Origin of the sequence: Ornithinimicrobium cerasi (assembly GCF_003702705.1) — a bacterium.
Taxonomy (GTDB): Bacteria; Actinomycetota; Actinomycetes; order Actinomycetales; family Dermatophilaceae; genus Ornithinicoccus; species Ornithinicoccus cerasi.
Window position 1 is genome coordinate 308,937 of the sequence record NZ_QZMN01000003.1, and the last position, 23,944, is coordinate 332,880.

Sequence of the window (23,944 nt, forward strand, 5' to 3'; positions counted from 1 at the left end):
CGATTGGACCGTCGCCCGGTCCGGACGCGGTCAGAGCCGGCCGGGTGCGGGCGGGCCGGTGGAGGCGCGCTCGACCAGCCGGGTGTCCAGGCGCACGTGCGGCTGGGCCAGCTCCTCGCCCGCGAGCAGCGAGAGCAGCAGGTCGAGAGCGCAGCGGCCCATCTCCCGCAGCGGCTGCGCCACCGTCGTCAGCGCGGGCTGGGCCAGCGCCGACTCCGGGATGTTGTCGAAGCCGACCACGGAGAGGTCCGCGGGGACCTGCAGCCCCAGCGTCCGGGCCACCTCGACGGTCCGGATCGCCATCAGGTCGTTGGCGGCGAAGACCGCCGTCGGGCGGTCGCGCCGGTCGAGCAGCAGCAGCGCCGGTGCGACGGCCGACTCGGACCGGTAGGACCCCGTCGCCAGCAGGGTCTCGTCGACCTCGAGGCCGGCCGCCGCCATCGCCTGCCGGAAACCGTGCTCGCGGAGGCGGGCCGACTCCAGGTCCTCCCGCCCCCGGATCATCCCGATCCTGGTGTGCCCCAGGCCGATCAGGTGCTCGACGGCCGACCGTGCCCCACCGACGTTGTCGGAGTCGACGGTCGGCACGTCGCTGCTGCCGGTGTGCGGGTCGATGGCCACGACCGGTACCGCAGCACCGGGCTCGATGACGGTGGGGGTGACGACGATCGCCCCGTCCAGGAGGGTGCCGCCCAGGCGGCGCAGCGACCGGCGCTCCCAGCCCACCGTCTCGCCGTGGGTCGCCCCGGCGAAGGCCATCAGCTCGTAGTCCGTGTCGGCCATCGCGCCGGACACCCCCTTGAGCAGCTCGGTGCTGAACGGCTCGAACTCCGCGACCAGCACCCCGAGGATGCCGGTCCGCGTGCTGCGCAGGCTGCGCGCCCCCAGGCTGGCCTCGTAGCCCAGCTCGGAGATGACGTCGGCGACGCGCGCGGTGGTGGTGGCGGACACGCCATACCTGCCGTTGACGACCTTGGAGACGGTGGCGACGGACACGCCGGCCTGTCGCGCGACGTCCTCCATCCGGACGCGGCCGTAGGTCACCATGGCGCCATTATCGCGACGACCGTGCGGGACGTGCGCAGGTGGTGGGCGGCAGCCCCGCTCGTCCCTGACCGGTCGGTGGAGCACGGAGGAGGTTCCGCGCTCCCCGTCGTTGCGGCACAAAACTTTCGTCACAAAACTTATCTCGGGTCGGCGGGGCCCGCACGGCGCGCGGGTGCGTACGCTGGGCCGCATGCTCCCGGTGTCCGACGCGGCCGCGCCGCTCCTGGCCCACCAGTCGACGCTGCGCGAGACCAACCTCGCGGTCGTGCTGAGGTGCGTGTCCGGCGCCGCCGAGCCGCCTTCCCGGGCGGGGGTCGCGGCCGCGACCGGCCTGACCCGCTCGACCGTCTCGCGCCTGGTCGACGAGCTCGTCGCCGGCGGTCTGGTCGAGGAGGGCGCTGCCCTGCTCGCCGGTCCGGGGCGGCCGGCGACACCCCTGCGGCCCTCGGGTCGCGTCTGCGCGCTGGGCCTGCAGGTCAACGCCGCCCACGTGGCCGCCCGGCTCATCGACCTGGGCGGACGGATGCTGTCCGAGTCGCGGTCCGAGCCCGACCTCGTCGGCTCCGAACCGGCCGTGGCGCTCGACCTGCTCGCCGACCACCTGCGCGAGGTCCTCGCCCGCACGCCCGAGGGCGGCCGGGTCGTCGGCGCGGGGCTTGCCCTGCCCGGCGTGGTCGACGGGTCCGGCGAGCGGCTGCTGCGTGCGCCCAACCTCGGCTGGCGGGACCTGGCCCCCGGCACCGGCCTGCGCGAACAGCTCCACGGCATACCCCTGAGCCTGGGGAACGAGGCCAACCTCGCGGCGCACGCGTTCGTCCAGCCCGCGCCGGGCCGCCTCGGACGTGCCGGCCACTTCGTCTACGTCTCGGGCGAGATCGGGATCGGGGGTGCCGTCGTCACCGACCACCGCGTCCAGACCGGCCGGCACGGCTTCGCCGGCGAGATCGGGCACATGCCCTTCCGCCCCGGCGGCGACCCGTGCCCGTGCGGCTCGGACGGCTGCCTGGAGCGGTATGCCGGTCGCCTCGCCCTCACCCGTCGCGCCGGTCTGCCCCCGACCACGACGCTCGCCGAGCTGGACCGGCTGGCGGAGGACGGGCACGCGGCCAGCCGGGCGGCCATCGACCTCGCCGCCGAGGCGCTCGGCGTCGTCCTCGCCGGGGTCGTCAACCTGCTGGACGTCCCCACGATCGTGCTCGGCGGCGAGATCGGCGACCTCGCGGACCGGATCACCCCGACCGTCCAGGCCCGGCTCCGCGCCCGGGTGATGGCCGCCGACTGGATGCCGCTGGAGGTCGTCCGCGACCCCGACGACGTCGCCGGGGCCAGCGGTGGCGCGCTGCTGCACCTGTCCCGCGTCGTGACCGCACCGGTCGCCTTCCTGGCGGCCTGAGGAGGAGGACCGTGCTCGTCGACCTGCCCCTGGACCAGCTCCGGGACTACCGGCCCGAGGTGCCGGAGCCGGACGACTTCGACGACTTCTGGGCGACCACCCTCGCGCAGGCGCGGTCGGCCCCGACCGTCGCCACCAGCGAGCCCGCCGACACCCCCGTGACGGCCCTGCGGGTCGAGGACGTCACGTTCCCGGGGTTCGGGGGCGAGCCGGTGCGGGCGTGGTTCGTGGCCCCACCGGTCCCCGGCCCGCTGCCCTGCGTGGTCGAGCTCATCGGCTACGGGGGCGGGCGGGGGTTGCCGCACGAGCGGCTGGGCTGGGCGGCGGCCGGCTACGCCTCCCTCGTCATGGACACGCGCGGCCAGGCCTCGACCTGGGGCAGCGGTGGCGGCACGCCCGACCCGCACGGGTCCGGACCCGCTCACCCCGGCGTGATGACCCGCGGGATCGAGTCCCCGCAGACCTACTACTACCGCCGCCTCGTCACCGACGCCGTCCGGGCCGTGGACCACGTCCTCACCCGTCCCGACGTGGACCCGGACCGGGTGGCGGTGGTCGGCACCAGCCAGGGCGGCGGGCTGGCGCTCGCCACGGGGGCGCTGCACGGGCGGGTGGCGGCGGTGGTCGCCGACGTGCCGTTCCTGTGCCACCTGGAGCGGGCGGTCTCGATCACCGACGCGGCGCCCTACTCCGAGGTCGCGTCCTACCTCGCCGTCCACCGGGGAGCGGCGGAGCAGGTCTTCCGGACGCTGTCCTACGTCGACGGCGTGGTCATGGCGCGCCGCATCTCGGCCCCGACGATGGTCTCGGTCGCCCTCATGGACGACGTCTGCCCGCCCTCGACCGTCTTCGCGGCGGCCAACGCGATCCCCGTCCCGCCCACCGTCGAGGTCTACCCCTTCAACGGTCACGAGGGCGGCGGGCAGGAGCAGTGGCTGCGGTCGGTCCGCTGGCTGGGGGAGGTGCTCGCGTGAGCACCCGCACCAACTGGGGTGGCAATCTCCGGTATGCCGCCACCCGCCTCGTCGAGCCCGTCTCGGTCGCGCAGCTGCAGGAGGTGCTGCCGACGCTCGGGGCGGCGCGGGCACTGGGCTCGCGCCACTCCTTCAGCAGGGTGGCCGACACCCCCGGCGTGCAGGTGTCCACGGCGTCGCTGCCCAGGTCCGCCTCGGTCGACCGGGACCGCGGCGTGCTCCGTGTCGAGGGCGGCGCGCGCTACAGCGACCTCGTGCCCGAGCTGGACCGGACCTGCACGGCCCTTGCCAACCTCGCCTCGCTGCCGCACATCACGGTCGCGGGCGCGGTCGCGACCGGCACCCACGGCTCGGGCGACGCCCTGGGGTCGCTGGCCACCCAGGTCACCGCGCTCGAGATCGTCGGCTGGGACGGTGAGCTGCGGCGGCTCGCGGCGGGGCACCCCGACCTGCCCGGCGCCGTGGTGAGCCTGGGACGCCTCGGCGTCGTCACGGCCCTCGAGCTGGCGGTGGAGCCGACCTACGAGGTGGGCCAGACGGTGGTGGAGCAGGTCCCCCTCGACGCGGTCCTGGACGACCTGGACGCCGCGACCTCGCTCGGGCACAGCGTCTCCCTGTTCACCACCTGGGCCGACCCCGACGTCCTGGACCAGGTGTGGGTCAAGCGCCGCACCGACCGGCCCGCCGGTCCCGACCCGGCCACCGCGCTCGGGGGACGGCCCGCGGACGGGCCGCGCCACCCCATACCGGGGGTCGACCCCGCCCCGGCCACCCGGCAGGGCGGTGTGCCCGGGCCCTGGTGGTCCCGGCTCCCGCACTTCCGGGCCGACCACGTGCCCTCCGCGGGCCGCGAGATCCAGAGCGAGTGGCTGCTGCCCCGGCCGCACGCGGTCGCAGCGCTGGAGGCGGTGCGGGGTCTGGCGGACCGGCTCGCACCCCTGCTCCAGGTGTGCGAGATCCGGACCGTCGCCGCCGACGACCTGTGGCTCAGCGGCGCCTCCGGCACCGACGTCGTGGGCCTGCACCTCACCTGGCACCTCGACCCCGAGGGGGTGGCCGCCGTGCTGCCCGCCCTGGAGGCGCGGCTGGCGCCGTTCGCGGCGCGCCCGCACTGGGGCAAGGTCCACCGTGAGGAGGAGCTCGACGCGGCAGCCCTCTACCCGCGGTGGGCGGACTGGCAGGACCTGCTCCGGCGCTGGGGCGGCTGACCCAGCTCAGCGCGTCAGTCGTCCGGGTCCCCGATCGGCGCCGGTCGGGATGTCGGCGCCGGCGTCCCGGCGGTCCGGAAGACGAAGCGTCGCACCGCCTCGGCGGCCGGGCGGAGCGACCCGGCCGTCCACGTCGACCACGTCCGCAGCTCGACCGGCACCGTACCCGTGAACCACTCCCGGTCCTCCGGCGGCCAGGCCCTGACGAGCGTCTCGAGCGTCACCCCAGGCTCCGCGCCGGCGATCTGGTCGAGCAGCCGCTCGCCCGTCCGGGGACGCCCGGTCGCGACCGCCAGCATGAGCCTGGCCGCCTCCAGGTCCTCCTCGTCGACGAGTCCCTTGAGCAGCCGGTACGTGTTGAGATAACGCTTGAGCGCCCTCGGTGACCGCGCCAGCATCGGTGCCAGCGCGGCGATCGACGTCGCCTCGCCCTCCAGGAGAGTGACCGGGGCAGGTGGGCTGGTGGCGAGCGGCGCGCCGACCCCCTCGCCCGCACCCGACGCAGACCCACCGGGGTATGCCGTCCCCTCCCCGTCCGTCGCAGCCTCCGCTGATCCTTGCGTGGCGTCGGGTTCCGGACGGGTGCCCGACGCGGGTCCGGCACCTCCCTCACCACGTCCCGTCGCGGCGGCTTGGCCGAGCAGGTGGCGGGCCATCGAGGTGGCGGCCTCGGGCCCGGGGCGGTCGAGCCACACCGGCAGCTGGAAGATCTTCTCCAGGTAGTTGTCTGCCGTGACCTCGCCCCCCTCGAGCAAGGTCGGGTAGACCGTGGACAGCGACGTCGACACCCAGTGCGCGTCCACCGCGACGACCACCACGAAGAGTTCGAACGACAGGAGCATCGAGACCGCCTCGAGCACCCGCACGACGGTCTTCGGGGGGCAGCGGTCCAGGTCGTCGATGTAGAGGACGACCCGGTTGACCGCGTCCGCGCCCTCCTCCCGACTGGCCTCGGGCGCCTCCAGCAGCCTGCGGTTGTGGCGGGTGACCCCGTCGGAGATGACCCGCAGGTCGCGGTGCACCGTGCCGATCAGACCGAGCTGGCTGCGGTAGTCGTCGGTGGTGACGCGACCCTCGAGGTACTCGTTGAGGAGTCGACCGACGCTCGCGGGCCGGGCCTGCTCCCGGGCTGCCTCGAGGTTCGCCTGCGCCTCCTCGAGGAGCTGCTGCGCGGCCGTGACCGACTCGACCCTGGCCGCGTACTGCTGGACCTTCTCCCGCACCCAGGTAGCCGCTCCGGCTGCGGCGCTGACCAGGGCGGCAATGGGTCCCCACGTCATCGTCCTCACGTCCGTCCAGCGCAGCAGGAGCAGGAGCACCCCGAGGACGACGGCGAACACGGCACCGACCTTTCCCGAGGTGACGAGGAGCTGCCTGCGGGTCCCCGGGGTGAGCCAGCCCACCTGGCGGAGCTTCTCGCGGGTGGCGACCACCTCGGTGAGGGTGGTGCTCAGGTCCTTCTCCAGCTTCAGATCGGCGCCGTCGAGGTTCCTCCGCAAGGTTTCGAGGGTGCTCGTGGACGCGAGCTCGAAGAGACCCTCGGCCCCCTGCCGCTCCGCCTCGGCCAGGGCCTCCGCACGGGTCCGGACCTCGGCCTCCGCGTCGGCAAGTCGCCGCACGCGCGCCTCCTCCGCAGCCGAGAGTCCGGGCGGCAGCGGCAGCTCGACGTCGCGTGCGGCGCCGTCGACGCTGATCCCGGCGATCAGCTGCTCGAGCATCCCCGCCCAGACGTCGGCGGAAGCGTAGTGCCAGGCGTTGAACCGCACCTGACGGACGTTGCGCCAGGCCCACAGCTGCGACTGCGTGCGGCCGGAGGTCCGGGCGGTGCCGGTGATCTCCTCGACCTTGGCGTGCAGCTGCTCCATGAAGAAGCTCTTACCGGAACCCCAGGACCCGAACAGCCCGATCGCCAGCGGAGGCTGCACGACGTGCGCGCAGACCACGGCGGCGAGGGCCTTCACGGTGGGGGTGATGTCCAGCAGGTCCTCGCCCTGCGGCGTGTCCGCGAGGTAGCCCGTCAGGCGCAGCTCCGGCTGGCTGTCCACCCGCCACATCCGGACGAGTCCGTCCGCGCAGATCCCGAGCGAGCGACCGTCCGGGCTCAGCGCAACGACCTGCGGTCCGCCACCCTGGGTGCTGCGCCACCGGCACACCAGAGCCCCGTCCCGCAGCACGGCGACCGACGTGCCCGAGGCGGCGACGACCAGCCCCCCGCCGCAGGCCAGGTGCTCGATCCGCTCGCCGGGCAGCGCCACCGTGGGCGCGGTGGCCGACCCGTCGGGGGTGAAGGACCCCACAGACCCGGTGTCCGTGCCGAACCAGCTCGTGGTGAGCTGCTGGGCGATCGCGGTCACGCCCGCGGTGCCCGACCCGCCCGGGTACCACGGCCCGTCGACCCGGGTGAGGTCGACAGCCCGGACGGTGCCGTCCGGGAGGAGAGCGGTGACCGTCCGTCCCGAGGCGGCGAGCCGCACAGGCTGCGGCCCCGGCGGAGCCAGGACCACCGGGGCGCCGTCGTCGACGTTGCCCCAGAGGATCTTCCCGTCCTCCCCCTGACCGGGCACCAGCGCCACACCCCCCTCGCCCACAGCGGCCACCGTGCCGTGCGGCCAGCTCTTCCCGAGCGGGAGCACGGCCTCCTGCGCCGCGTCCCACCGCACCACGCCGCCGTCCGGCCCGTCGGCCAGGATGACCCACAGCGTCCCCCGCCGGGACCACCCGAGGGCCGAGACGTCGACGTGCACGGGCGGATCCGTGTCTCCTGGCGGGGACGGTGGGTAGACCCGTTCCGACTCCGTCCCCCGGCCCACGCTCACGCGTGCCGGAAAGCCCATGGCCCAGCGCCCGACGCCGCGGTCGGTGCTCGAGGGTCCGCGGAGCGCCAGGTGACGCACCGGGTCCTCCGGGTCCAGGGGACCCTCCACGGACACGGGCAGCAGACCCTCCTGGAGCGCGATGAGCGGAGCCCGGCGGCGCAGGAGGTCGCGCCCGCCCGCGGAGAGGTGGTCGGCCAGCGACGGACTGACCTCCGCGGCCAGGGCGCCCAGCAGCCCGCTGGCGACCGACTCCTCGGCCACGTCGTCGTCCAGGAGGCACCATGCCACCACGGCGACCCGGCCGAAGACCAGCCCCTCGGACCGCAGCAGCGAACGTGCCTCCGCCAACCAGTCCTGCGCCGGCTGCCGCGGGCCGTCCTCCGGCCACGCGGGGTCACGCCGTGGCCAGGTGCGGGCGTAGTCGCGGCGGTGCCGGTCCAGGACGCCGTCGACCAGGGTCGTCACCAGCACGAGGCCCGGACCTGCGTCCCGCACCGCACCGGCCACCGTCCCGGTGACGGTCCCGGCGCCGGTGACGGCAACCTCCACGGCGACGGACCCGCTCCCGCTGACGACGGGCACGTCATACCCCCGCGCGGGATCGGCCCCGACCGACCCTGGCCCCGCCTCCCGATCAGGTCCAGCCACGCCCGCAGCGTCCCGCCGCCTGGCCGGTTCGTCAATAGGTACAACTACCTATCCCCACGGAGCACGCCGGGCTGCTAGACCAAGCAGGACCGCGACCCGACGGCTCAGGGGAGAGACATGGACGAGCAGAGCACCCGACCGCTGATCCTGGTGCGCGGCTTCGGCGGCCTGGACATCGGCTCCGAGCAGGCCAACGCCTACCAGGGGTTCAACGAGGGGACGGTCTACCCGGGGCGGCGGGGCGACAACTACATCTACGAGGGCTTCCTGCTGCGGGCCCTGAAGTCGACGGACTACCCCTACGCCGACGCCACCAACGTCGTCGGCTACTACTCCACCCCCGTCTCCTCGCCCGGGGGAGACCTCGGCGGCTGGACGGCCGAGGACACCGAGGGGACCGTGGTCATCGACGCGCAGGTGGCCCGTCGGGTGCTGCGGGAGGCGGCCAAGGGGACGCTGTGGGTCTACCGCTTCTACGACCTGTCGCCCCGGTCCCTGCGCACCTACGGCGAGGGGCTGGTGCGCCTCGTCAAGCTCATCCGCAAGGCGGTGGAGTCGCGTCAGGTTGGGAGCTTCGACGGCGTCGACCTGGTGTGCCACAGCATGGGCGGCCTGGTGATGCGCGAGGCGCTCCTGGCCATGCACGAGCAGCAGGAGGGGTCGGCCGCCGACCTGGTGCACCGCGTCGTCACGCTGGGGACCCCGCACCGGGGCATCGCCTTCCAGCGGCTGCCCCGCTGGCTCGTGGACTCCCTGCCGGGGGTGAGCGGCGGCTCCGACGAGCTGGAGTCGTTCTCCCCGCGGTCGACGCGGTTCCTGGAGCTGGAGAAGGCGTTCCCGCTGGACCGGATCCTCACCGTCGTGGGCACCAACTACCGCAGCTACTCCGTCGGGCCGGCGAGCGTGCTCAACCGGCTCTCCACGCTCCTCGACGAGGGCAACCTGGCCACCAACCGCAGCGACGGGCTCGTGAAGCACTCCTCGGCCCAGCTGCCCGGTGCGCCCCGCACCTTCGTCCACAAGAGCCACGGCGGCAGCGACTCGGTCGTCAACTCCCGCGAGACCTACGAGATCGCCATGCGGTTCCTGCACGGGACGCACAAGGTCAGCCTGTGGATGGAGCAGGCCGAGATCACGCGGGGCAAGGACTGGTTCGGGGACAGCGAGTTCTACTTCGGCGTCAGCATCAAGCCGCGCTACGTCGACTTCGAGCTGTTCCACCAGAGCGCGGAGGCGGAGAACTGCTACGGCCCGTTCGCCAGGGCCGACCTCAGCGACGGTCCACCCGACCTGGACACCGAGCTGCGCCGTCCGCTCGCCGACAAGGGAGACCGGACGACCGGCTGGGCGGGGCCGGACCGGCTCATCTGGGAGGGCTGGATCGACGGGCGGATCCGGCCGGGGCAGGACGCCCAGGGCATGGTCTTCCGGCTCGACGTCTACGTCGGCGAGCGGGACACCCGCGGCATCGGCTTCTCGGACAACGTCATCTTCCGCAAGCAGTACTACGTGCAGGTCTTCCCGGGCACCCACGCCGAGCTGTTCCTGCACACCGGTGAGCAGTACCTCAGCGAGCGTGACCCGAAGGACGCCGCCGCGCTGCGGGAGCTCGCGGCCGCCGACGCCCACCTGGGGGTCAAGGCGACGGTGCAGCGGCTGGAGGAGATCAGGTCGCGCCCCGGCTGGTTCCTCGACGTCGAGGGCACCGGCTTCTCGGCCCGGCTGCGGGTGGCCATCGCCAAGAACCGCGAGCACTGAGCCCATGCCGCTCCCGCTGCCGCTGTCGGTGCGCGCGGTCCTCACCTCCGCCCGGACGGTGCTGCGGCACGTCGTCGCGGTCCAGCTCCCGCTGCACGTCGCGGCCGTGTCCCTGCTGCGTTTCGGCGGGGAAGACCCCCTCCTGGAGGCCGACGACCTCGAGAACTGGCACCACCGTCGGCTCTCCTTCGAGGCCGCCCGGGCCTCCGGCTGGGCCGAGGACGCGGCCATGGAGATGTCGTGGCACACCGACTACGTCGACAGCTACCTCTACAACCCGCTGTGGTGGTTCCAGGGAGGTCTGGACCGGGTCAAGACGGCCCTGTCGCTGGCGCCCACCCTGACCAAGATCCACTTCGACGACCTCACCGACGTCCGCCAGATCGAGGTGATGTGGCACCGCTACCGGGGCGGGCTGCTGGCCGGCGTGCTCTGGGCGGCCGACCTGCCGCTGCCGCTGCCGGCCCGGGTCGCGGCCGCCCGGCACGTCGTCGGGGTGGCGCTGCACCCGGTGCAGGACTTCTACTCCCACTCCTCCTGGGTGGACGACCCGTCGCGGCGCGGCCTGCTGTGGACCGACCCCCACGAGCTGGCCGGGGACCACCCGATCTACACCGGCAACTACGAGCTGTCCCCGGTGACCGGCATCGCCCACCACGGCCGGTTCGCCCCGGAGTGCACCGTGCTGCGCATGGACCCCGGCCTGCTCGAGGTCCTCTGCCATCCGGTGTCCCCGCTGACCAAGAACGCCGTCTGCGACATGTACCGCGCGTGCCAGGACGGCGTGGCGCTCGGCTCCACCACCGTGTATGGCGTGCCCGTCCCCGCCGGGCTCGTCCACCTCGCCCCGCCCGGCATCGCGCTCGACTCCCGGTGGGTCGCGCCGATCGGGGCCCAGCAGCGCGGCTTCCCCCAGGCGGACGCGGAGATGCTGTTCACGACGGCGCTGCGGCTGGCCGGGCGGCAGAGCGCCGAGATCCTCTGCGGGCTGACCCGGGCGCTGGTCGCGCCCGATCTGGCGACCTTCTGGCAGCACGTCCGGTCCGACCCGGCCGGGGACGAGGAGGGGTGGCAGGCGGAGTTCGAGGACTTCCACCGCCAGGGTGTGCGCTTCCTCGGCACCGGCGAGTACCCGCCGAAGCCTGCGCCCGTCGCGGAGGAGTGGTACGTCCGCCTGCGCCTGGTCACGGCGGACGAGACGGGTGCCGGCACCGACGCCGACATCTACGCCTCGGTCGACAGCGGGCCCGGGGAGCACCTGCTCGACAACATGCCCGACGCCGGTCCGCTGCTGGCCTACGACGACTTCGAGAAGGGCGACGACCAGGTGTTCCACATCGGTCCGTTCGACTCCTTCCCCTCCGAGCTGGTGCTGCGCAACGCCGACGCCGACCTGGGCGACGTGCTGGAGGCCCTCGGCCGGACGTTCGTCAACGCGGTGAGGGACGCCGTCTACGCGATCGGGGACCTGCTGCTCAGCCTGATCGGGGGTCACGCCGACCACGTGGCGACCGAGCACCGGGTGTGGACGCCGGCGCAGCTGGCCGGCCTGACCGGCTCCGCCAGCCCGTTCAGCGTGGACCTGAACGGCGGCGGCGAGGGTCACTACCGCGTGCACGGGACGATCCGCCGCTCCCGCCGTCACCAGCTCGGCCACGTCCACGTCTCGGACTGGGAGGTGCGGCTGGACGCCCTGGAGGCGGTCGAGGAGTCGGACTGGGACCGCGGCTCTGACTCCGACGAGCCGTTCCTCATCGCGATGCTGGTCAACCAGGCGTCCCGGACCGCCGACCACCACCTCTTCGGGCCCTGGTCCGACGTGGACACCGGCGAGCGCCGGGGGCTGGGCCGCACGTTCCGGGCCACCGGCGTGCCGGACCGCCACGGTCACCTCACCCTCGCGCTGCAGCTGTGGGAGAGCGACGACGAGGGTGGTCCCGGTCGCAGGAACGCCTACCAGGAGTTCACCAAGGAGTTCCAGGAGCGGACGGCGCCCGCGCGCGACGGCTTCCTGGACACCCTCGGCCGCTCGCTCGGCTCGGCCTGGACCGTGGAACGCCTCGAGGCGCACACCTACGGGTTCACGCCCGACGGCACGGTCCGCTACGGGCGCTCCCTCGAGGTCCGACCCGGGACGATCGAGGGTGGTGAGACCCGGCGCTGGCGGCTCGGGGTCAACCACGAGTCGGTCTCCTGGACCGGCCGGGTCTGTCCCCGCGACGAGCTGCGCAGGCTCGACACCGACGGGGACGGGGCGGGGGAGATCCTGGTCAGCAGCCCCTGGGGGGTGGGGCTGCTCGGCGACGACGGCAACGCCGGCCTGACGAGCCGCTCGATGGCACCGAACGGGACCGCCTTCGGGGCGTGGACCGTCGACACCTCGGCCGACCGGTTCGGGCCGAGCGGCCGCTTCGACCCCACGGTGCCGGTGGACCAGGTGTGGGTGCGCGGCCCGGCGGGGCTCAGCGTGGTGACGGGCGACGGGCCGGGGTTCGCCGAGCTGGCGCACCTGCCGGAGGGGTCCGAGCGGGCGGAGCTGGTGCCCGGTCGCGAGCTGCGCGCCGGTCCGGGCGGGTGGCTCGTCGAGGCACAGCGTGACGACGCGGTGTTCCTCACCGACGACGCGCTGTCGGTGCTCGGTGCCGACGGCGGCCGCGTGCTGCTGCGCGCCCGTGCCGTCGCCGGCGAGGACCTCGGTGGCTGGACCCTCGATCCCCGCGCGGACCGGGTGGTGGCCGCGGGCGACCTGGACGGCGACGGGCTGGACGAGCTGGTCCTGCACGGCGCGCAGGGGCTGGCCATGGTCAAGGTCGTCGACGGGGTGCTCCGGGTGGTCGCCCGGCTGCACCCGGGGCAGGACCTCGGCCTGGGTGACCCGCTCGACCCCGAGCTCGTGCGCGTGGGCCCGGCGGCCGACCTGCGTGCCTCGGGCCGGCTGGGCGTCCTCGTCACGACGCCCGCGGTCCACGGCTTCCTCGAGCTGGAGGACGGACGGTGGCGCAGCACCGCCTACGCCAACCACGACACGAGGGCCGGCGACTGGGTGGTGGACGTCCGGGCCGACCGGTTCGGGCCCGTCGGACCGCTGCGCCGCTCGGACCACGACCTCTGGCTGAGCTCGCCCACCACGATCGGCGTCCTCGTCGCGGACGGCTACCACCTGACCGCTGAGTGCTGCCACCCCGTCGGCGAGATGTTCGACGACTGGACGCCGACCCCGGACACCCGCTACGGCACGGGCCGTGCGGTCCAGGGGCGGGAGGGTCTTGTCCTGGCGGCCGACGACTGGGGGGTCGTGCTGATCGAGGCTCGCGGCGACCGACCGCACGTCGTCGCCCGCGTCGCGCAGGCCGACCGGGCCGGCGGCTGGGTGGTCGACACCAGGGTCAACGCGTTCCAGTGAGGGCGGGGCGGCGGCTCAGCGTGAGGTGCAGGCTGAGCCCGGTGTAGTAGACGACGTAGGCGAGCGAGAGGGCGACCAGCCACGGCTCCGGCGACGGGGAGCGGGCGAGGATGACGGCATACAGGACCAGCCATCCGGTGGTCAGCGCCATGGTGAGCCGCCAGGCCGTCGCCGTCCGCGACGGGTAGACGTAGCGGACCGGCACGAAGACCAGCACCGCGAGGACGAGCAGCACCGCCGTGACGACGGGGGCGCCCGCGTCCAGCACGACCAGGTAGAACGCCGCGACGTTCCAGTAGCTGGGGAACCCGAGGAAGAAGTGATCCTCGGTCTTGGCGTCGGTGCGGCAGAACTGGACGCAGGACGCGAGCACCGGCACCGCGGCCACGACGCCGCCGAGCCAGCCGTCCGGCAGGTAGCCCGCGCTCCACAGCAGCACCATCGGCGCGAACGCGTAGGTGATGAAGTCGACGATGTTGTCGAGCAGCGCGCCGTCGAAGCCGGGCAGCACCTCCTTGACGCGGAAGCGGCGGGCGAGGAAGCCGTCGGTGCCGTCGACGACCATCGCCACGAGGAAGAGCCACAGCACCGCGGTGACCTCGCCGGCGTAGGACAGGTGGACCATGAGCAGCGCCAGCACCGACCCGAGAGCCGTGTAGGCGTGCACCGCGGCCGCCGCCAGCCGCTGCGCGGTGCTCGGTCGCGGGGGGCTCATGGCCGCACACCCTAGGCGACCCGGGACCTCGCCCGCTCCCGGCGGGCGGGGCGCCCACCTGGTTACGATCGGCCATGGTCACCGCCGCCTTCGTCGCCCCGTTCCTCCTCGAGGCGACCCGGAGGTTCGTGCTGTCGGCCGCGCGCGTCCCGGGCGTCCGCCTCGCCGTCGTCACCGCCACCCCCGCGGACCGTCTCGACCCCGAGCTGCGCGAGGCGATCGCCGGCCACTGGCAGGTCGCCGACGCCCTGGACCCCCAGCAGGTGGCCGACGCGGTCCGCGGTCTGGGCGCGCGGCTGGGGCCGGTCGAGCGGCTCGTCGGGATCCTCGAGCAGCTGCAGGTGCCGCTCGCCCAGGTCCGGGACGCGCTCGGCATACCGGGCATGGACGAGGAGACAGCCCGCAACGTGCGCGAGAAGGCGCGGATGAAGACCGTGCTCGGCCGGGCCGGCGTGCCCTGCGCGCGCCACCGGCTCGTCACCCGCACCGAGGAGGCGATCGACTTCCTGGAGCTGGTGGGGCTGCCCGTCGTCGCCAAGCCGCCGGACGGGGCGGGGGCCGTCGCGACCTTCCGCCTCGACACCTGGGCGGACGTGGACGCCTGGCTGCAGATGGCGCGCGGCGAGGCGGGGGAGGCCTGGCTGCTGGAGGAGTTCCTCACCGGCCGCGAGCACACCTTCGACTCGGTGACGATCGACGGCGAGACGGTCTTCTCCTCGGTCGCCGACTACCACCCCACCCCGCTGGAGGTGCTGCGCAACCCGTGGGTGCAGTGGCAGGTCGTGCTGCCGCACGCGGTCGACGGGCCGGAGTGCCGCGAGATCCACCGCGTCGGACCCGCCGCCCTCGCCGCGCTCGGGGTGCGGACGAGCATCTCGCACATGGAGTGGTTCGCCCGGCCCGACGGCACCGTCGCCATCTCCGAGGTCGGCGCCCGGCCGCCCGGCGCGCAGCTGGCCTCGATGATCGGCCTCGCCCACGACGTCGACTTCTTCGACCTCTGGGCGCGGCTGATGATCCTCGAGGAGTTCACCCGGCCCGAACGCTCCTGGGCGTGCGGCACGGCATACCTGCGGGGTCTGGGGCGCGGACGCGTCCGCGCCGTGCACGGCCTCGAGGAGGTATGGCGTGAGCTGGGGGACCTGGTCGTGGACTCACGCCTGCCACGGCCGGGGGCACCCTCGTCGACGGGCTACGAGGGGGAGGGGTTCATCACCGTGCGCCACCGCGACACCGACGCCGTCCGCGAGGCCCTCGACCTCATCGTCTCCCGGGTCCGCGTCGAGCTGGTCGAGGAGGCGTGAGGGGGATGAACGTCGTCCTGCTGTCCCCGGGCTTCCCGCTCGACGTCTCATCCTTCACGCGGGCCCTGGCCCGCACCGGCGCACGGGTCATCGGCATCGGCGACCAGCCGGTCGGCGCGCTGCCGGCGACGGTGCGCGACCACCTCGTCCACTACGAGCACGTGCCGCTCGCCGACACCGCGGCGGTCCTGGCCGCGCTCCGGGGGCTGGCGCGCCACGTGCGCATCGACCAGGTCGAGTGTCTCTGGGAGCCCTACGTCGTGCTCGCCGCCACCATCCGGGAGCACCTCGACCTGCCGGGCATGCGGGTGGAGGAGGCGACGTGGTTCCGTGACAAGGAGGTGATGAAGCGGGTGCTCGACGCCGCCGGGGTCCGCACGCCGCGGCACGCCGGCGCGACCACGGTCGCCGAGGTGTGGGAGGCGGCGGAGCAGGTCGGCTACCCGCTCATCGTCAAGCCGGTCGCCGGCGCGGGCTCGGCCGACACCTACCGTGTGGACACGCCGGCCCGGCTGGCCGAGGTGCAGCAGATGATCCAGCACGTGCCGCGGGTCAGCGTGGAGGAGTTCGTCGAGGGGGAGGAGTTCACCTACGACACGGTCTGCGGGGACGGGGAGGTGCTCTTCGAGAACGTCAGCTGGTACCAGCCCCGGCCGCTGGAGCAGCGCAGCCACGAGTGGGTCAGCCCGATGACGATCGCGCTGCGGGACAAGGACGACCCCGCTCTGGCCGGTGGTCTGGACATGGGGCGTCGCGTCCTCACGGCGCTCGGCTTCACCTCGGGGTTCACGCACATGGAGTGGTACCGCACCGCGGACGGCGAGGTGGTCTTCGGCGAGATCGGGGCCCGGCCGCCCGGCGCGCGGACGGTCGACGTCATGAACTACGCGACCGACGGGGACCTCTTCGACACCTGGGCGCTCGCGGTGACGACGGGGCAGGCGCCGCCGCTCACGCACCGGTTCAACGCGGCCAGCATGTTCAAGCGGGCGCAGGGGTCGGGGCGGATCACCCGGGTCGAGGGCCTTGAGCGGCTGCTGCGCGAGGAGGGCGAGCACGTCTGCGTCGTCGACCTGCTGCCCGTCGGCACCCCCCGCCGCGACTGGCGGGCGACCCTGCTCTCGGACGGCATGGTCATCGCCCGCCACCCCGAGCTGCCCGAGCTGATGCGGGTGCTGGGGCGCTTCGCGACCGAGCTGGAGATGTTCGCGGAGTAGGGCGCACGTCGGTCGGCCCGTCCCGGGGCGACCCCGGGGTCACCAGCGGTGGTGCACGTGCTCCCGGGCGTAGCGGTCGTAGATGTCGGCGTAGGCGGCCTCGGCCCCGGGGGTGGTCGGGGCGAGCGAGGCCGCGGCGGCGTTGGCCCGCGCCTGGTCCGGCGAGCTGGCGCCCGGGATCGTGGTGGTGACGCCGGGCTGGTCGACGATCCACCGCAGCGCGCGCTGCGCCGGGGTGCCGGCCGCCCCGTCACCACCCACGGCCGCGAACTCGCGGGCCGCCCGGACCCCGACCTCGTAGGGCACGCCGGCGAACGTCTCACCCACGTCGAACGCCTCGCCGTGCCGGTTGTACTGACGGTGGTCGTCGGCGGCGAACGTCGAGGTCTCCTCGAACCGGCCGGTGAGCAGGCCCGAGGCCAGCGGGACGCGCGCGATGATGCCGACGCCCGCCTCCTGCGCCGCCGCCGTCACCTGCTCCAGCGGCTTGCGGCGCAGGACGTTGAGGATGATCTGCACCGTCGCGACGTGCGGGCGGGCGATCGCCCCGCTTCCGGGTGGTCGGCTCGGAGGCCGGCTTCACGTCATACGGGCTGGAACCGCTGGAGGGGGCCCTCAAGGAGGGCGCGCGCCCCGCCGACCCCGGGTTCGCCGAGGTCACCGGCGGCCGCACCGGCGTGGTCGGGGTGCCGGGCGCGCAGCGGGAGGTGCCGCTCGAGCGCGGTCGCTACGACCTGTTCTACCGCGGGGTCGCGGCCAGCCTGCTCGACGGCGCACCGCCCCCGGTCGACCCCCGCGACAGCGTGGCGGTCATCGAGCTCGTCGAGCGCCTGCACCGCGACGTGCCGGTGCGCTGACGCCGCGGCGGCGGTGCCGCGCTGCCCGATCCGCGGATGCAGCAGGACGCACCCCGGACCAGGTCGACGGCGCTGCACGGGGTGGATCCTGCTGCGCCTGCTGCGGCGTGCAGCAGAACGCACTCCGAGCAGGGTCGACGGCACGGCTTCGGGTGGATCCTGCTGCGCCGGCTGCGGCGTGCAGCAGAACGCACGCCGGGCGAGGCCGACGGCACGGTTTCGGGCCCCCGCCCGCCTGCAGGACCGCCCCCCAGCTGCCAGACCAGGCGCCGACCCCGGGCCGCTGCCTCAGGACGGGTGGGTGCGTGCACGCACCACTCACGTGAGGGGGTCGGGCACGGCAACGGGCGGTATGGCGTGCACCCGCCACTCACGTGAGTGGGTCGGGCACGGCCCGTGCCGGTATGGCGTCCACGCGCCACTCACGTGAGTGGCGCCTGCGGGGCAGGCGGGCAGCGGGATCGCCAGCATCCCGTCGAGGTCTGTCGTGGTCGTTGACACCCGTCACACGACGGCGGGATGCTGAGGGTCTCGGGAGGAGCGACCCATGGCCATCAACATCGTCACCGACGAGACCGATCCGGACGGCTGGCCGATCCGCTACGTCTCGCTCACCCCGGACGTCACGCGGGGCGCGCTTGCGGAGTGGGCCAGGACCCAGCCGGACGACCTCGCCGTCCACGTCCTCGCCGAGGAGGGCGGCCTGTCCGCCACCGAGATCGTCGACGTGCTCGAGCCCCAGGTCGGCTCCGTCGAGGTGCGCATCACCGACACCGATGCCTGACCTGGGCCGGATCCCGACGGCGGTCGCGGCCGCCTTACGGGTCCTCCGGCACGGGAAGGACGGCGCCGACGGCGGGGCTGCTCCGACGGCCGGCGGTGGCGCGGGAGGTGGCTCCAGCGGCGCGACGGCGGCCACGGCTGGTGGGGGTGGCGGTGGCGGATCGGGGGGCGACGCAGCACCGGTCAACCCGTTCGCCCGCGAGGACGAGCAGCTGCTCACCTCGGTCAAGTGGCTCATCGGCGCCCTGGCCGCCATCGCAGCGCTCCTCGTCGCGGGCACGCAGCTCTCCGACGTGGGCCAGCTGACCTGGCCGGACGACCGGGTGCGGATGGTCGCGGCGGGCGTCACGGTCGTCGTCGTCCTGGTCTGCGTGGTCGTCTCGCTCGGGCTGCTCGCCTGGGTCCAGACCCCCGGTCCCGGCAGCGACATCGAGCGGCTGCAGGAGATCGTCCGTTCCCGCAGGCCCGCCGAGGTGCTGGACTCGGTCAGCCGGGACTCGGCATACCACCGGGGCGAGGGCGACCTGGACACGCTGCTGCTCCGGCTCGAGGAGGCGAGCGAGCGGCACTACGCGGCGAAGGCCGAGGTGGTCCGGGCCAGGCTCGCGGCCGCCGGCGAGGTCGTGCCGGGTCCGGCGGTGCTGGAGGTCGGTCTCGCCCAGGACCGTGCGGCCGCCCGGACGGCCGCGTACGCGAACCTGCGCGACGGCGTGCGGCGGGCCTCCCAGCTCGACCGGCACCTGCGCATCGGCGGCCGTGCCAGGCGGGTGTCCGCGGTCGTGCTGGGCCTCTCGCTCCTCTCGGCCCTGTCCCTCGTCGTCTTCGCCTGGGCCTCGCACCCTCCCGCGGACCCGGCGGAGGAGGCGGACGCGCTGCCGGCCAGGCCCGTCGGGGCGACTCTCGTCCTGCCGGAGGGGGAGGACCTGTGGGCGGACCGGCTGGGGGACGCCTGCGCCGACCGGGCCCGGCTCGGCGGGGTGCCGGTGGTGGCGCTCGCCACCTCCGAGGACGGCGTCGAGGTGGTGACCGTCCCGTCAGAGGACTGCCCGGAGCCGGTGCGGGTGCTCGTGCCCGTCGACGAGGGCACCGTGGTGGCCGACGAGCAGGTGCAGCCCGCCGGCGGCTAGACGGGGCACGTGTGTCGGCAATCCGACGCTGGTGCACCGCCTCGATCTCCGACTGCCATCATCCCACGTCCGCTGTCTGCGACAAGCACCGTGCTCCCCGAGGAGGTCGGGAGGGGACTGCATACCCGTCACCGCGTCTCGTCCCGCCGACGGGCGAGATACGTCTTCTCGGCCACGTTGCCGGTGAGACCGATCGCCCGGTCGTAGGCGGCGCGCGCCTCGCGGGCGCGGCCGAGGCGCCTCAGCAGGTCAGCGCGGGTGGCGTGCAGCGGGTGGTAGCCGTCGAGACGGTCGGCGATCGCCTCCACCTCGGCGAGCCCCGCCTCCGGCCCGTCGGTCTCCGCGACGGCCACCGCCCGGTTGAGCCGCACGATGGGCGAGGGGTCGAGGTCCAGCAGGCGGTCGTAGAGGGAGACGACCTGTGCCCAGTCGGTGTCCCCGGCCGACGGGGCGCCGGTGTGGACGGCGCTGATCGCGGCGAGCAGCTGGTAACGCCCGGGCCGCTCGCCACCCGTCGCGACCACCACCGCCCGCTCCCGCACGATCGCGAGACCCTCGCCGACCAGCTCGGCGTCCCACGCGCCGCGGTCCTGCTCGGCCAGCGTGACCAGCTCACCGGTGCCGGAGAAGCGCGCCGGGCGCCGGGCGTCGGTGAGGAGCATGAGCGCCAGCAGACCGGCGACCTCGCGGTCCTGAGGGAGCAGCGTCCGGAGCAGCCGGGTGAGCCGGATCGCCTCGTCCGAGAGGTCGACCCGCACCGGGTCCTCGCCCGCGCCGGCCAGGTAGCCCTCGTTGAAGACCAGGTACAGCACCGCCAGCACCCCGGCCAGCCGCTCCCGGACGTCCGCCGCCGACGGCACCCGGTAGGGGATGGAGGCTGCCCTGATCTTCCCCTTGGCCCGGGTGATCCGCTGCGCCATCGTCGTCTTCTGCACGAGGAACGCCCGGGCGATGTCGGCGACGCTGAGGCCGCCGAGCATCCGCAGCGTCAGCGCCACCCGCGCCTCCATCGCGAGCGCCGGGTGGCAGCAGGTGAAGACGAGCCGCAGCCGGTCGTCCTCGACCGGGCCCTTCGGCTCGGCGGGGGTGTCGTCGTGCAGCATGAGGGCCGCCTCGTGCTTGGCGTCGCGGCGGGACTCGCGGCGCAGCCGGTCGATCGCCCGGCGGGTGGCGGTGGTGACCAGCCACCCACCGGGATTCGGAGGTATGCCGTCGCGCGGCCAGCGCTCGACCGCCGCCGCGAACGCCTCGGCCGCGGCCTCCTCGGCGACGTCGAGGTCGCCGAAGCGGCGGGCCAGGCCGGCGACCACCCGCGCCCACTCCTCGTGGTGGACGCGGGCGATCGCCTCGGACAGCGGGTCGGTCACGACTCCAGCAGCGCCCGCACGGACTCCTCGGACTGGAAGGGGCGCACCTCGACGGTGCCGCGGCAGGCCCGTGACCCCTCGGCCGCGAGTGCGAGCGCCTCGTCGAGGTCGGCGGCCTCGATGACCCAGAAGCCGCCGAGGCACTCCTTGGTCTCCAGGTAGGGGCCGTCGGTGAGGACCGGTCGCTCCCCCTGAGCGTCGACGGTCGTCGCGGTCGAACCTGGGTCCAGTCCGTCGGCGAAGACGAGGCGGCCCTCTCGCTCCAGTCTGTCGTTGAAGGCGCCGGTGTCGGCGAACGCCTCGAGCATGGCCTCCTTGGAGGGGTAGGGGCCGAACGGCTGGCGCTCGACCGGGCCGAACACGGACAGCAGGTACCTGGGCATCTCAGACCTCCCCGGACCCGGCACGGGTGCTGTCGTGGGGCATGCGCGGCGGGAACCGGTGCACCTCCTGCGGCCACTCGAGGGCGACCGCGAGCCGACCGGCCCAGTGCCGCGCCGCCTCGTCGTCGGCCACGTCCACGACGGCGAAGCCGCCGAGGTGCTCCTTCGTCTCCGCGTACGGCCCGTCGGTGAACACCGGCTCGCCGCCGGAGGCTTCGACGCTGCACAGCGCGGTCGAGCCGTCGATGCCGCCGTGGCTATAGACGAGGACGCCCTGCGCCTGCATGTCCTCGATCACCGGCCACACCGCCTCGCTCTTGGCGGTCAGCTGCTCCGGGGAGTGCTCGGGCACCCATTCGTCGTTGAAGGCGATGAGGTATTCCGTCAACGTCGTCTCCTCTCCTCGTCGGTGACGGGGTCACCGTGCTCCACCGGGCGACCGGTCGGCCGCCCCCTGTACCTCTTCCACGAACGCGAGGGCCGGCATACGACACCGTGCCCGACCCTCATGCTCTCGCGTCAGGGGTATGCCGTCCCGGCGCGGCCGAGCGCGGTGAAGAAGGTCGACTTGCGCTCCTCGTAGTCCGCCTCGTCCGACGCCTCCCGCTTGAGGCGGTTGTACTCCTCCAGGAGCTCGGGGCGGCCGCTCAGCTCGCGCCAGCCGGTGACGAAGCGCACGTCGTGCTCGGAGCCGACCGGGGTGACGGCCAGCCCGGTCGGCAGGGTGCCCGGGATGCCGAAGACCGCCAGGGTCGCGGCCCAGGCGGTCGGGCTGGCGATCGGGTAGGCCGTCCGCAGGAGCCGCACCGTCTCGTCGAAGAGGTCGGCCGGCACGCGTAGGTGCAGGTCCACGTCACCCCTGGTCAGGGCGCCGGGGACGGACGTGGCGCCGGTCAGCTCCAGCTCGCCGGCGACGCCGAGGGCCGCCAGCTCGGCGGCGACGAGGTCGCGGGTCCGTCGGGCCTCCGCCTGCAGGTCGTCGGAGCGGAGGAGGTCCATCCGGGTGACGCTACGCCGTGCTGGCGGTCGGCGTCGGCCCCGTCGGCTGGGAGGATGGCGTGGTGACCGCGACGATCCAGGCCCGGGACGTGGCCGTCGGCCACGGGGCGACCATCCTCTTCTCCGGGCTCGACCTGGTGGTCGCGCCGGGTGACGTCGTGGGGCTCGTCGGGCCCAACGGTGCCGGGAAGTCCACCCTCCTGCACGTGCTGGCCGGTCGACGGGCCCCGGAGGCCGGCGAGGTCGTCGTCTCGCCCCGGACCGCGCACCTCGGGCTGCTCACCCAGGAGTCCGACGCGCGGGCCGGGGAGACGATCCGGCAGTCGCTCGCCCGCCGCACGGGGGTCGGCGCCGCGGGGGAGGCGATGGAGGCCGCGGCCCAGCTGCTGGCCGACCACCCGGAGGAGGAGGCGAGCGGGACGGCATACTCGACCGCTCTGGAGGGCTGGCTCGCGCTGGGTGGCGCCGACCTCGACGAGCGGGCCGAGGAGGTCGCCGCCCGCCTGGGTCTGGCGGTGGACCTCGACCGCGAGGTGCGCACCCTCTCGGGCGGCCAGGCGGCGAGGGTGGGGCTGGCCGGGCTGCTGCTGTCGCGCTACGACGGCTACCTGCTCGACGAGCCGACCAACGACCTCGACGTCGCGGGGCTGGACCTGCTGGAGGAGTTCGTCGTCGGGCTCGACGCCCCGGTGGTGCTCGTCAGCCACGACCGGGCGTTCCTCTCCGCCACGGTCACGACGGTCGTCGAGATCGACCGCAGCCTGCAGCGGGTGGTGGCCTACGGGGGTGGCTACGACGCCTACCTGGAGGAGCGGTCGATCACCCGTCGGCACGCGCGCGAGGCCTACGAGGAGTATGCCGAGCGTCGCCGCGGCCTGGAGTCGCGCGCCCGGATGCAGCGTGACTGGATGAGCAAGGGGGTGCGGGCGGCCAACAGCAAGCTGGCGAGGCGCAAGGAGAGCGACAAGCACATCCGCTTCCACCAGCAGGCCACCTCGGAGAAGCAGGCGGCCAAGGCGCGGCAGACCCAGCGGATGATCGAGCGGCTCGACGTGGTCGAGGAGCCGCGCAAGGAGTGGTCGCTGCAGTTCACCATCGCGCAGGCGCCGCGGTCGGGGGACGTGGTGGCGGTGGCCCGCGAGGCGGTGGTGCGGCGCACGGGGTCCTCGCCGGCGGGCGCCTTCGTCCTCGGGCCGGTCGACCTGCAGCTCGACCTCGGCGACCGGGTGGCGATCACCGGCCCGAACGGGTCCGGGAAGACGACGCTGCTGGCGCTGCTGCTCGGCCGGGAGGCGCCGGACGAGGGGAGCGTCACGTCCGGGTCGCGGGTCGTCGTCGGGGAGGTGGACCAGGCGCGCCGGCTGCTGGAGGCGGTGGACACGCCCCTGGCCCGGGTGCTCGCGACGGAGCTGCCGGAGTGGACCGACGCGGACCGACGGACGCTGCTGGCGAAGTTCGGGCTGGCAGGCGGGCACGTCGGGAGGCCGGCGTCGACCCTCTCGCCCGGTGAGCGGACCAGGGCGGCGCTGGCGCTGCTTCAGGCGCGCGGGGTCAACCTGCTCGTGCTCGACGAGCCGACGAACCACCTCGACCTGCCGGCGATCGAGCAGCTCGAGCAGGCGCTCGACGCGTTCGAGGGCACCCTGCTGCTGGTGACCCACGACCGGCGGATGCTGGAGACGGTGCGGCTGACGCGGCGGTGGGAGGTCGCGGACGGGGTGGTCACCGAGGTGCTGCCCGGTGCCGACACGGGTGCCGATCCTGCGGCCGGCGGAGGGGCACCCTGAGACGGATATCGCGGATCGTCGATCACCCCGGCAGGTGACAGGGGACCGACGGCCGCGGGCATGCCGTGGCGCACCCCGCCCGAACCGGCCGCAGGTGCAGGCCGCCGGTCGCGGCGAGGCGATCGCGCGGGCGAGGAGGGTCGGGCTGGGGCGGGAGT

18 protein-coding genes and 1 pseudogene are annotated in these 23,944 nt (G+C 74.2%); 11 read left to right on the forward strand and 8 right to left on the reverse strand.

The window, feature by feature from the left end:
• Positions 1-30 precede the first annotated feature (30 nt).
• Positions 31-1,047 carry a LacI family DNA-binding transcriptional regulator gene (locus tag D4B81_RS05080; RefSeq protein ID WP_122261367.1) on the reverse strand — a complete coding sequence of 339 codons (1,017 nt, stop codon included), beginning with the start codon at positions 1,045-1,047 and terminating at the stop codon, positions 31-33.
• Between the two features lie 190 nt (positions 1,048-1,237).
• Between D4B81_RS05080 and D4B81_RS05085 the strand changes: the two genes are divergently transcribed.
• The 3 genes from D4B81_RS05085 to D4B81_RS05095 are packed head-to-tail and all read left to right on the forward strand — an operon-like array spanning position 1,238 to position 4,622.
• The gene (locus tag D4B81_RS05085) at positions 1,238-2,440 is read left to right on the forward strand and encodes an ROK family transcriptional regulator (RefSeq protein ID WP_122261368.1); all 1,203 of its coding nucleotides are present in this window, start codon (positions 1,238-1,240) and stop codon (positions 2,438-2,440) included.
• Positions 2,441-2,451: 11 nt separating this feature from the next.
• Complete coding sequence (locus tag D4B81_RS05090) at positions 2,452-3,414, forward strand: acetylxylan esterase (protein ID WP_122261369.1); 963 nt, start codon at positions 2,452-2,454, stop codon at positions 3,412-3,414.
• The gene (locus D4B81_RS05095) at positions 3,411-4,622 is read left to right on the forward strand and encodes an FAD-binding protein (protein WP_122261370.1); all 1,212 of its coding nucleotides are present in this window, start codon (positions 3,411-3,413) and stop codon (positions 4,620-4,622) included. The genes D4B81_RS05090 and D4B81_RS05095 overlap by 4 nt, the downstream gene beginning before the upstream one ends.
• A gap of 14 nt (positions 4,623-4,636) precedes the next feature.
• On the opposite strand, the gene D4B81_RS05100 is transcribed toward D4B81_RS05095, so the two are convergent.
• Positions 4,637-8,086: a P-loop NTPase fold protein gene (locus D4B81_RS05100; protein WP_161964990.1), complete on the reverse strand. Its 3,450-nt coding sequence runs from the start codon at positions 8,084-8,086 to the stop codon at positions 4,637-4,639.
• Between the two features lie 117 nt (positions 8,087-8,203).
• Between D4B81_RS05100 and D4B81_RS05105 the strand changes: the two genes are divergently transcribed.
• Positions 8,204-9,844 (forward strand): lipase family alpha/beta hydrolase, encoded by a 1,641-nt coding sequence (locus D4B81_RS05105; protein WP_122261372.1) that lies wholly within the window; start codon positions 8,204-8,206, stop codon positions 9,842-9,844.
• Positions 9,845-9,848: 4 nt separating this feature from the next.
• Positions 9,849-13,247: a hypothetical protein gene (locus tag D4B81_RS17980; RefSeq protein ID WP_161964991.1), complete on the forward strand. Its 3,399-nt coding sequence runs from the start codon at positions 9,849-9,851 to the stop codon at positions 13,245-13,247.
• Here the strand turns inward: D4B81_RS17980 and D4B81_RS05115 are convergent.
• Complete coding sequence (locus tag D4B81_RS05115; RefSeq protein WP_122261373.1) at positions 13,231-13,962, reverse strand: CDP-alcohol phosphatidyltransferase family protein; 732 nt, start codon at positions 13,960-13,962, stop codon at positions 13,231-13,233. The two genes, D4B81_RS17980 and D4B81_RS05115, sit on opposite strands and share 17 nt — an antisense overlap.
• A gap of 74 nt (positions 13,963-14,036) precedes the next feature.
• On the opposite strand from D4B81_RS05115, the gene D4B81_RS05120 reads away from it, so the two are divergent.
• Both D4B81_RS05120 and D4B81_RS05125 read left to right on the forward strand, forming a co-directional pair.
• A complete protein-coding gene (locus D4B81_RS05120) occupies positions 14,037-15,266 on the forward strand; it encodes an ATP-grasp domain-containing protein (RefSeq protein ID WP_122261374.1) in 1,230 nt (409 codons plus the stop codon).
• 5 nt (positions 15,267-15,271) lie between these two features.
• Positions 15,272-16,483 (forward strand): ATP-grasp domain-containing protein, encoded by a 1,212-nt coding sequence (locus tag D4B81_RS05125; RefSeq protein ID WP_122261375.1) that lies wholly within the window; start codon positions 15,272-15,274, stop codon positions 16,481-16,483.
• 39 nt (positions 16,484-16,522) lie between these two features.
• Here the strand turns inward: D4B81_RS05125 and D4B81_RS05130 are convergent.
• Positions 16,523-17,029: pseudogene (locus tag D4B81_RS05130) on the reverse strand (aldo/keto reductase); the annotation flags it as partial.
• 11 nt (positions 17,030-17,040) lie between these two features.
• On the opposite strand from D4B81_RS05130, the gene D4B81_RS05135 reads away from it, so the two are divergent.
• From D4B81_RS05135 to D4B81_RS05145, 3 genes are all read left to right on the forward strand, one after another.
• Positions 17,041-17,340: an oxidoreductase gene (locus D4B81_RS05135; protein ID WP_122261377.1), complete on the forward strand. Its 300-nt coding sequence runs from the start codon at positions 17,041-17,043 to the stop codon at positions 17,338-17,340.
• 547 nt (positions 17,341-17,887) lie between these two features.
• Entirely contained in the window at positions 17,888-18,124 is a 237-nt protein-coding gene (locus D4B81_RS05140) for a hypothetical protein (RefSeq protein WP_122261378.1), read from the forward strand.
• On the forward strand, positions 18,117-19,250 hold the full coding sequence (locus D4B81_RS05145) for a hypothetical protein (RefSeq protein WP_122261379.1): 1,134 nt from the start codon (positions 18,117-18,119) through the stop codon (positions 19,248-19,250). The genes D4B81_RS05140 and D4B81_RS05145 overlap by 8 nt, the downstream gene beginning before the upstream one ends.
• 128 nt (positions 19,251-19,378) lie before the next feature.
• Here the strand turns inward: D4B81_RS05145 and D4B81_RS05150 are convergent, their stop codons facing one another.
• The 4 genes from D4B81_RS05150 to D4B81_RS05165 form a co-directional block, all read right to left on the reverse strand.
• Complete coding sequence (locus tag D4B81_RS05150) at positions 19,379-20,617, reverse strand: RNA polymerase sigma factor (protein WP_122261380.1); 1,239 nt, start codon at positions 20,615-20,617, stop codon at positions 19,379-19,381.
• Positions 20,614-21,000 carry a YciI family protein gene (locus tag D4B81_RS05155; protein ID WP_122261381.1) on the reverse strand — a complete coding sequence of 129 codons (387 nt, stop codon included), beginning with the start codon at positions 20,998-21,000 and terminating at the stop codon, positions 20,614-20,616. The genes D4B81_RS05150 and D4B81_RS05155 overlap by 4 nt, the downstream gene beginning before the upstream one ends.
• 1 nt (position 21,001) lies before the next feature.
• Positions 21,002-21,388, reverse strand: a complete 387-nt coding sequence (locus tag D4B81_RS05160) for a YciI family protein (protein ID WP_122261382.1) — start codon at positions 21,386-21,388, stop codon at positions 21,002-21,004.
• A 131-nt stretch (positions 21,389-21,519) separates the two neighbouring features.
• Entirely contained in the window at positions 21,520-21,999 is a 480-nt protein-coding gene (locus D4B81_RS05165; protein ID WP_122261383.1) for a GrpB family protein, read from the reverse strand.
• Between the two features lie 62 nt (positions 22,000-22,061).
• On the opposite strand from D4B81_RS05165, the gene D4B81_RS05170 reads away from it, so the two are divergent.
• Positions 22,062-23,786, forward strand: a complete 1,725-nt coding sequence (locus D4B81_RS05170) for an ABC-F family ATP-binding cassette domain-containing protein (RefSeq protein WP_122261448.1) — start codon at positions 22,062-22,064, stop codon at positions 23,784-23,786.
• The last annotated feature ends 158 nt before the right edge of the window (positions 23,787-23,944 follow it).

Excerpts from the sequence above, each read along its gene's own strand:
- D4B81_RS05080 (WP_122261367.1), bottom strand. The coding sequence starts at position 1,047 with ATGGTGACCTACGGCCGCGTCCGGATGGAGGACGTCGCGCGACAGGCC.
- D4B81_RS05085 (WP_122261368.1), top strand. The coding sequence starts at position 1,238 with ATGCTCCCGGTGTCCGACGCGGCCGCGCCGCTCCTGGCCCACCAGTCG.
- D4B81_RS05105 (WP_122261372.1), top strand. The coding sequence starts at position 8,204 with ATGGACGAGCAGAGCACCCGACCGCTGATCCTGGTGCGCGGCTTCGGC.
- D4B81_RS17980 (WP_161964991.1), top strand. The coding sequence starts at position 9,849 with ATGCCGCTCCCGCTGCCGCTGTCGGTGCGCGCGGTCCTCACCTCCGCC.
- D4B81_RS05115 (WP_122261373.1), bottom strand. The coding sequence starts at position 13,962 with ATGAGCCCCCCGCGACCGAGCACCGCGCAGCGGCTGGCGGCGGCCGCG.
- D4B81_RS05120 (WP_122261374.1), top strand. The coding sequence starts at position 14,037 with ATGGTCACCGCCGCCTTCGTCGCCCCGTTCCTCCTCGAGGCGACCCGG.
- D4B81_RS05125 (WP_122261375.1), top strand. The coding sequence starts at position 15,272 with ATGAACGTCGTCCTGCTGTCCCCGGGCTTCCCGCTCGACGTCTCATCC.
- D4B81_RS05140 (WP_122261378.1), top strand. The coding sequence starts at position 17,888 with ATGGCCATCAACATCGTCACCGACGAGACCGATCCGGACGGCTGGCCG.
- D4B81_RS05145 (WP_122261379.1), top strand. The coding sequence starts at position 18,117 with ATGCCTGACCTGGGCCGGATCCCGACGGCGGTCGCGGCCGCCTTACGG.
- D4B81_RS05155 (WP_122261381.1), bottom strand. The coding sequence starts at position 21,000 with ATGCCCAGGTACCTGCTGTCCGTGTTCGGCCCGGTCGAGCGCCAGCCG.
- D4B81_RS05165 (WP_122261383.1), bottom strand. The coding sequence starts at position 21,999 with ATGGACCTCCTCCGCTCCGACGACCTGCAGGCGGAGGCCCGACGGACC.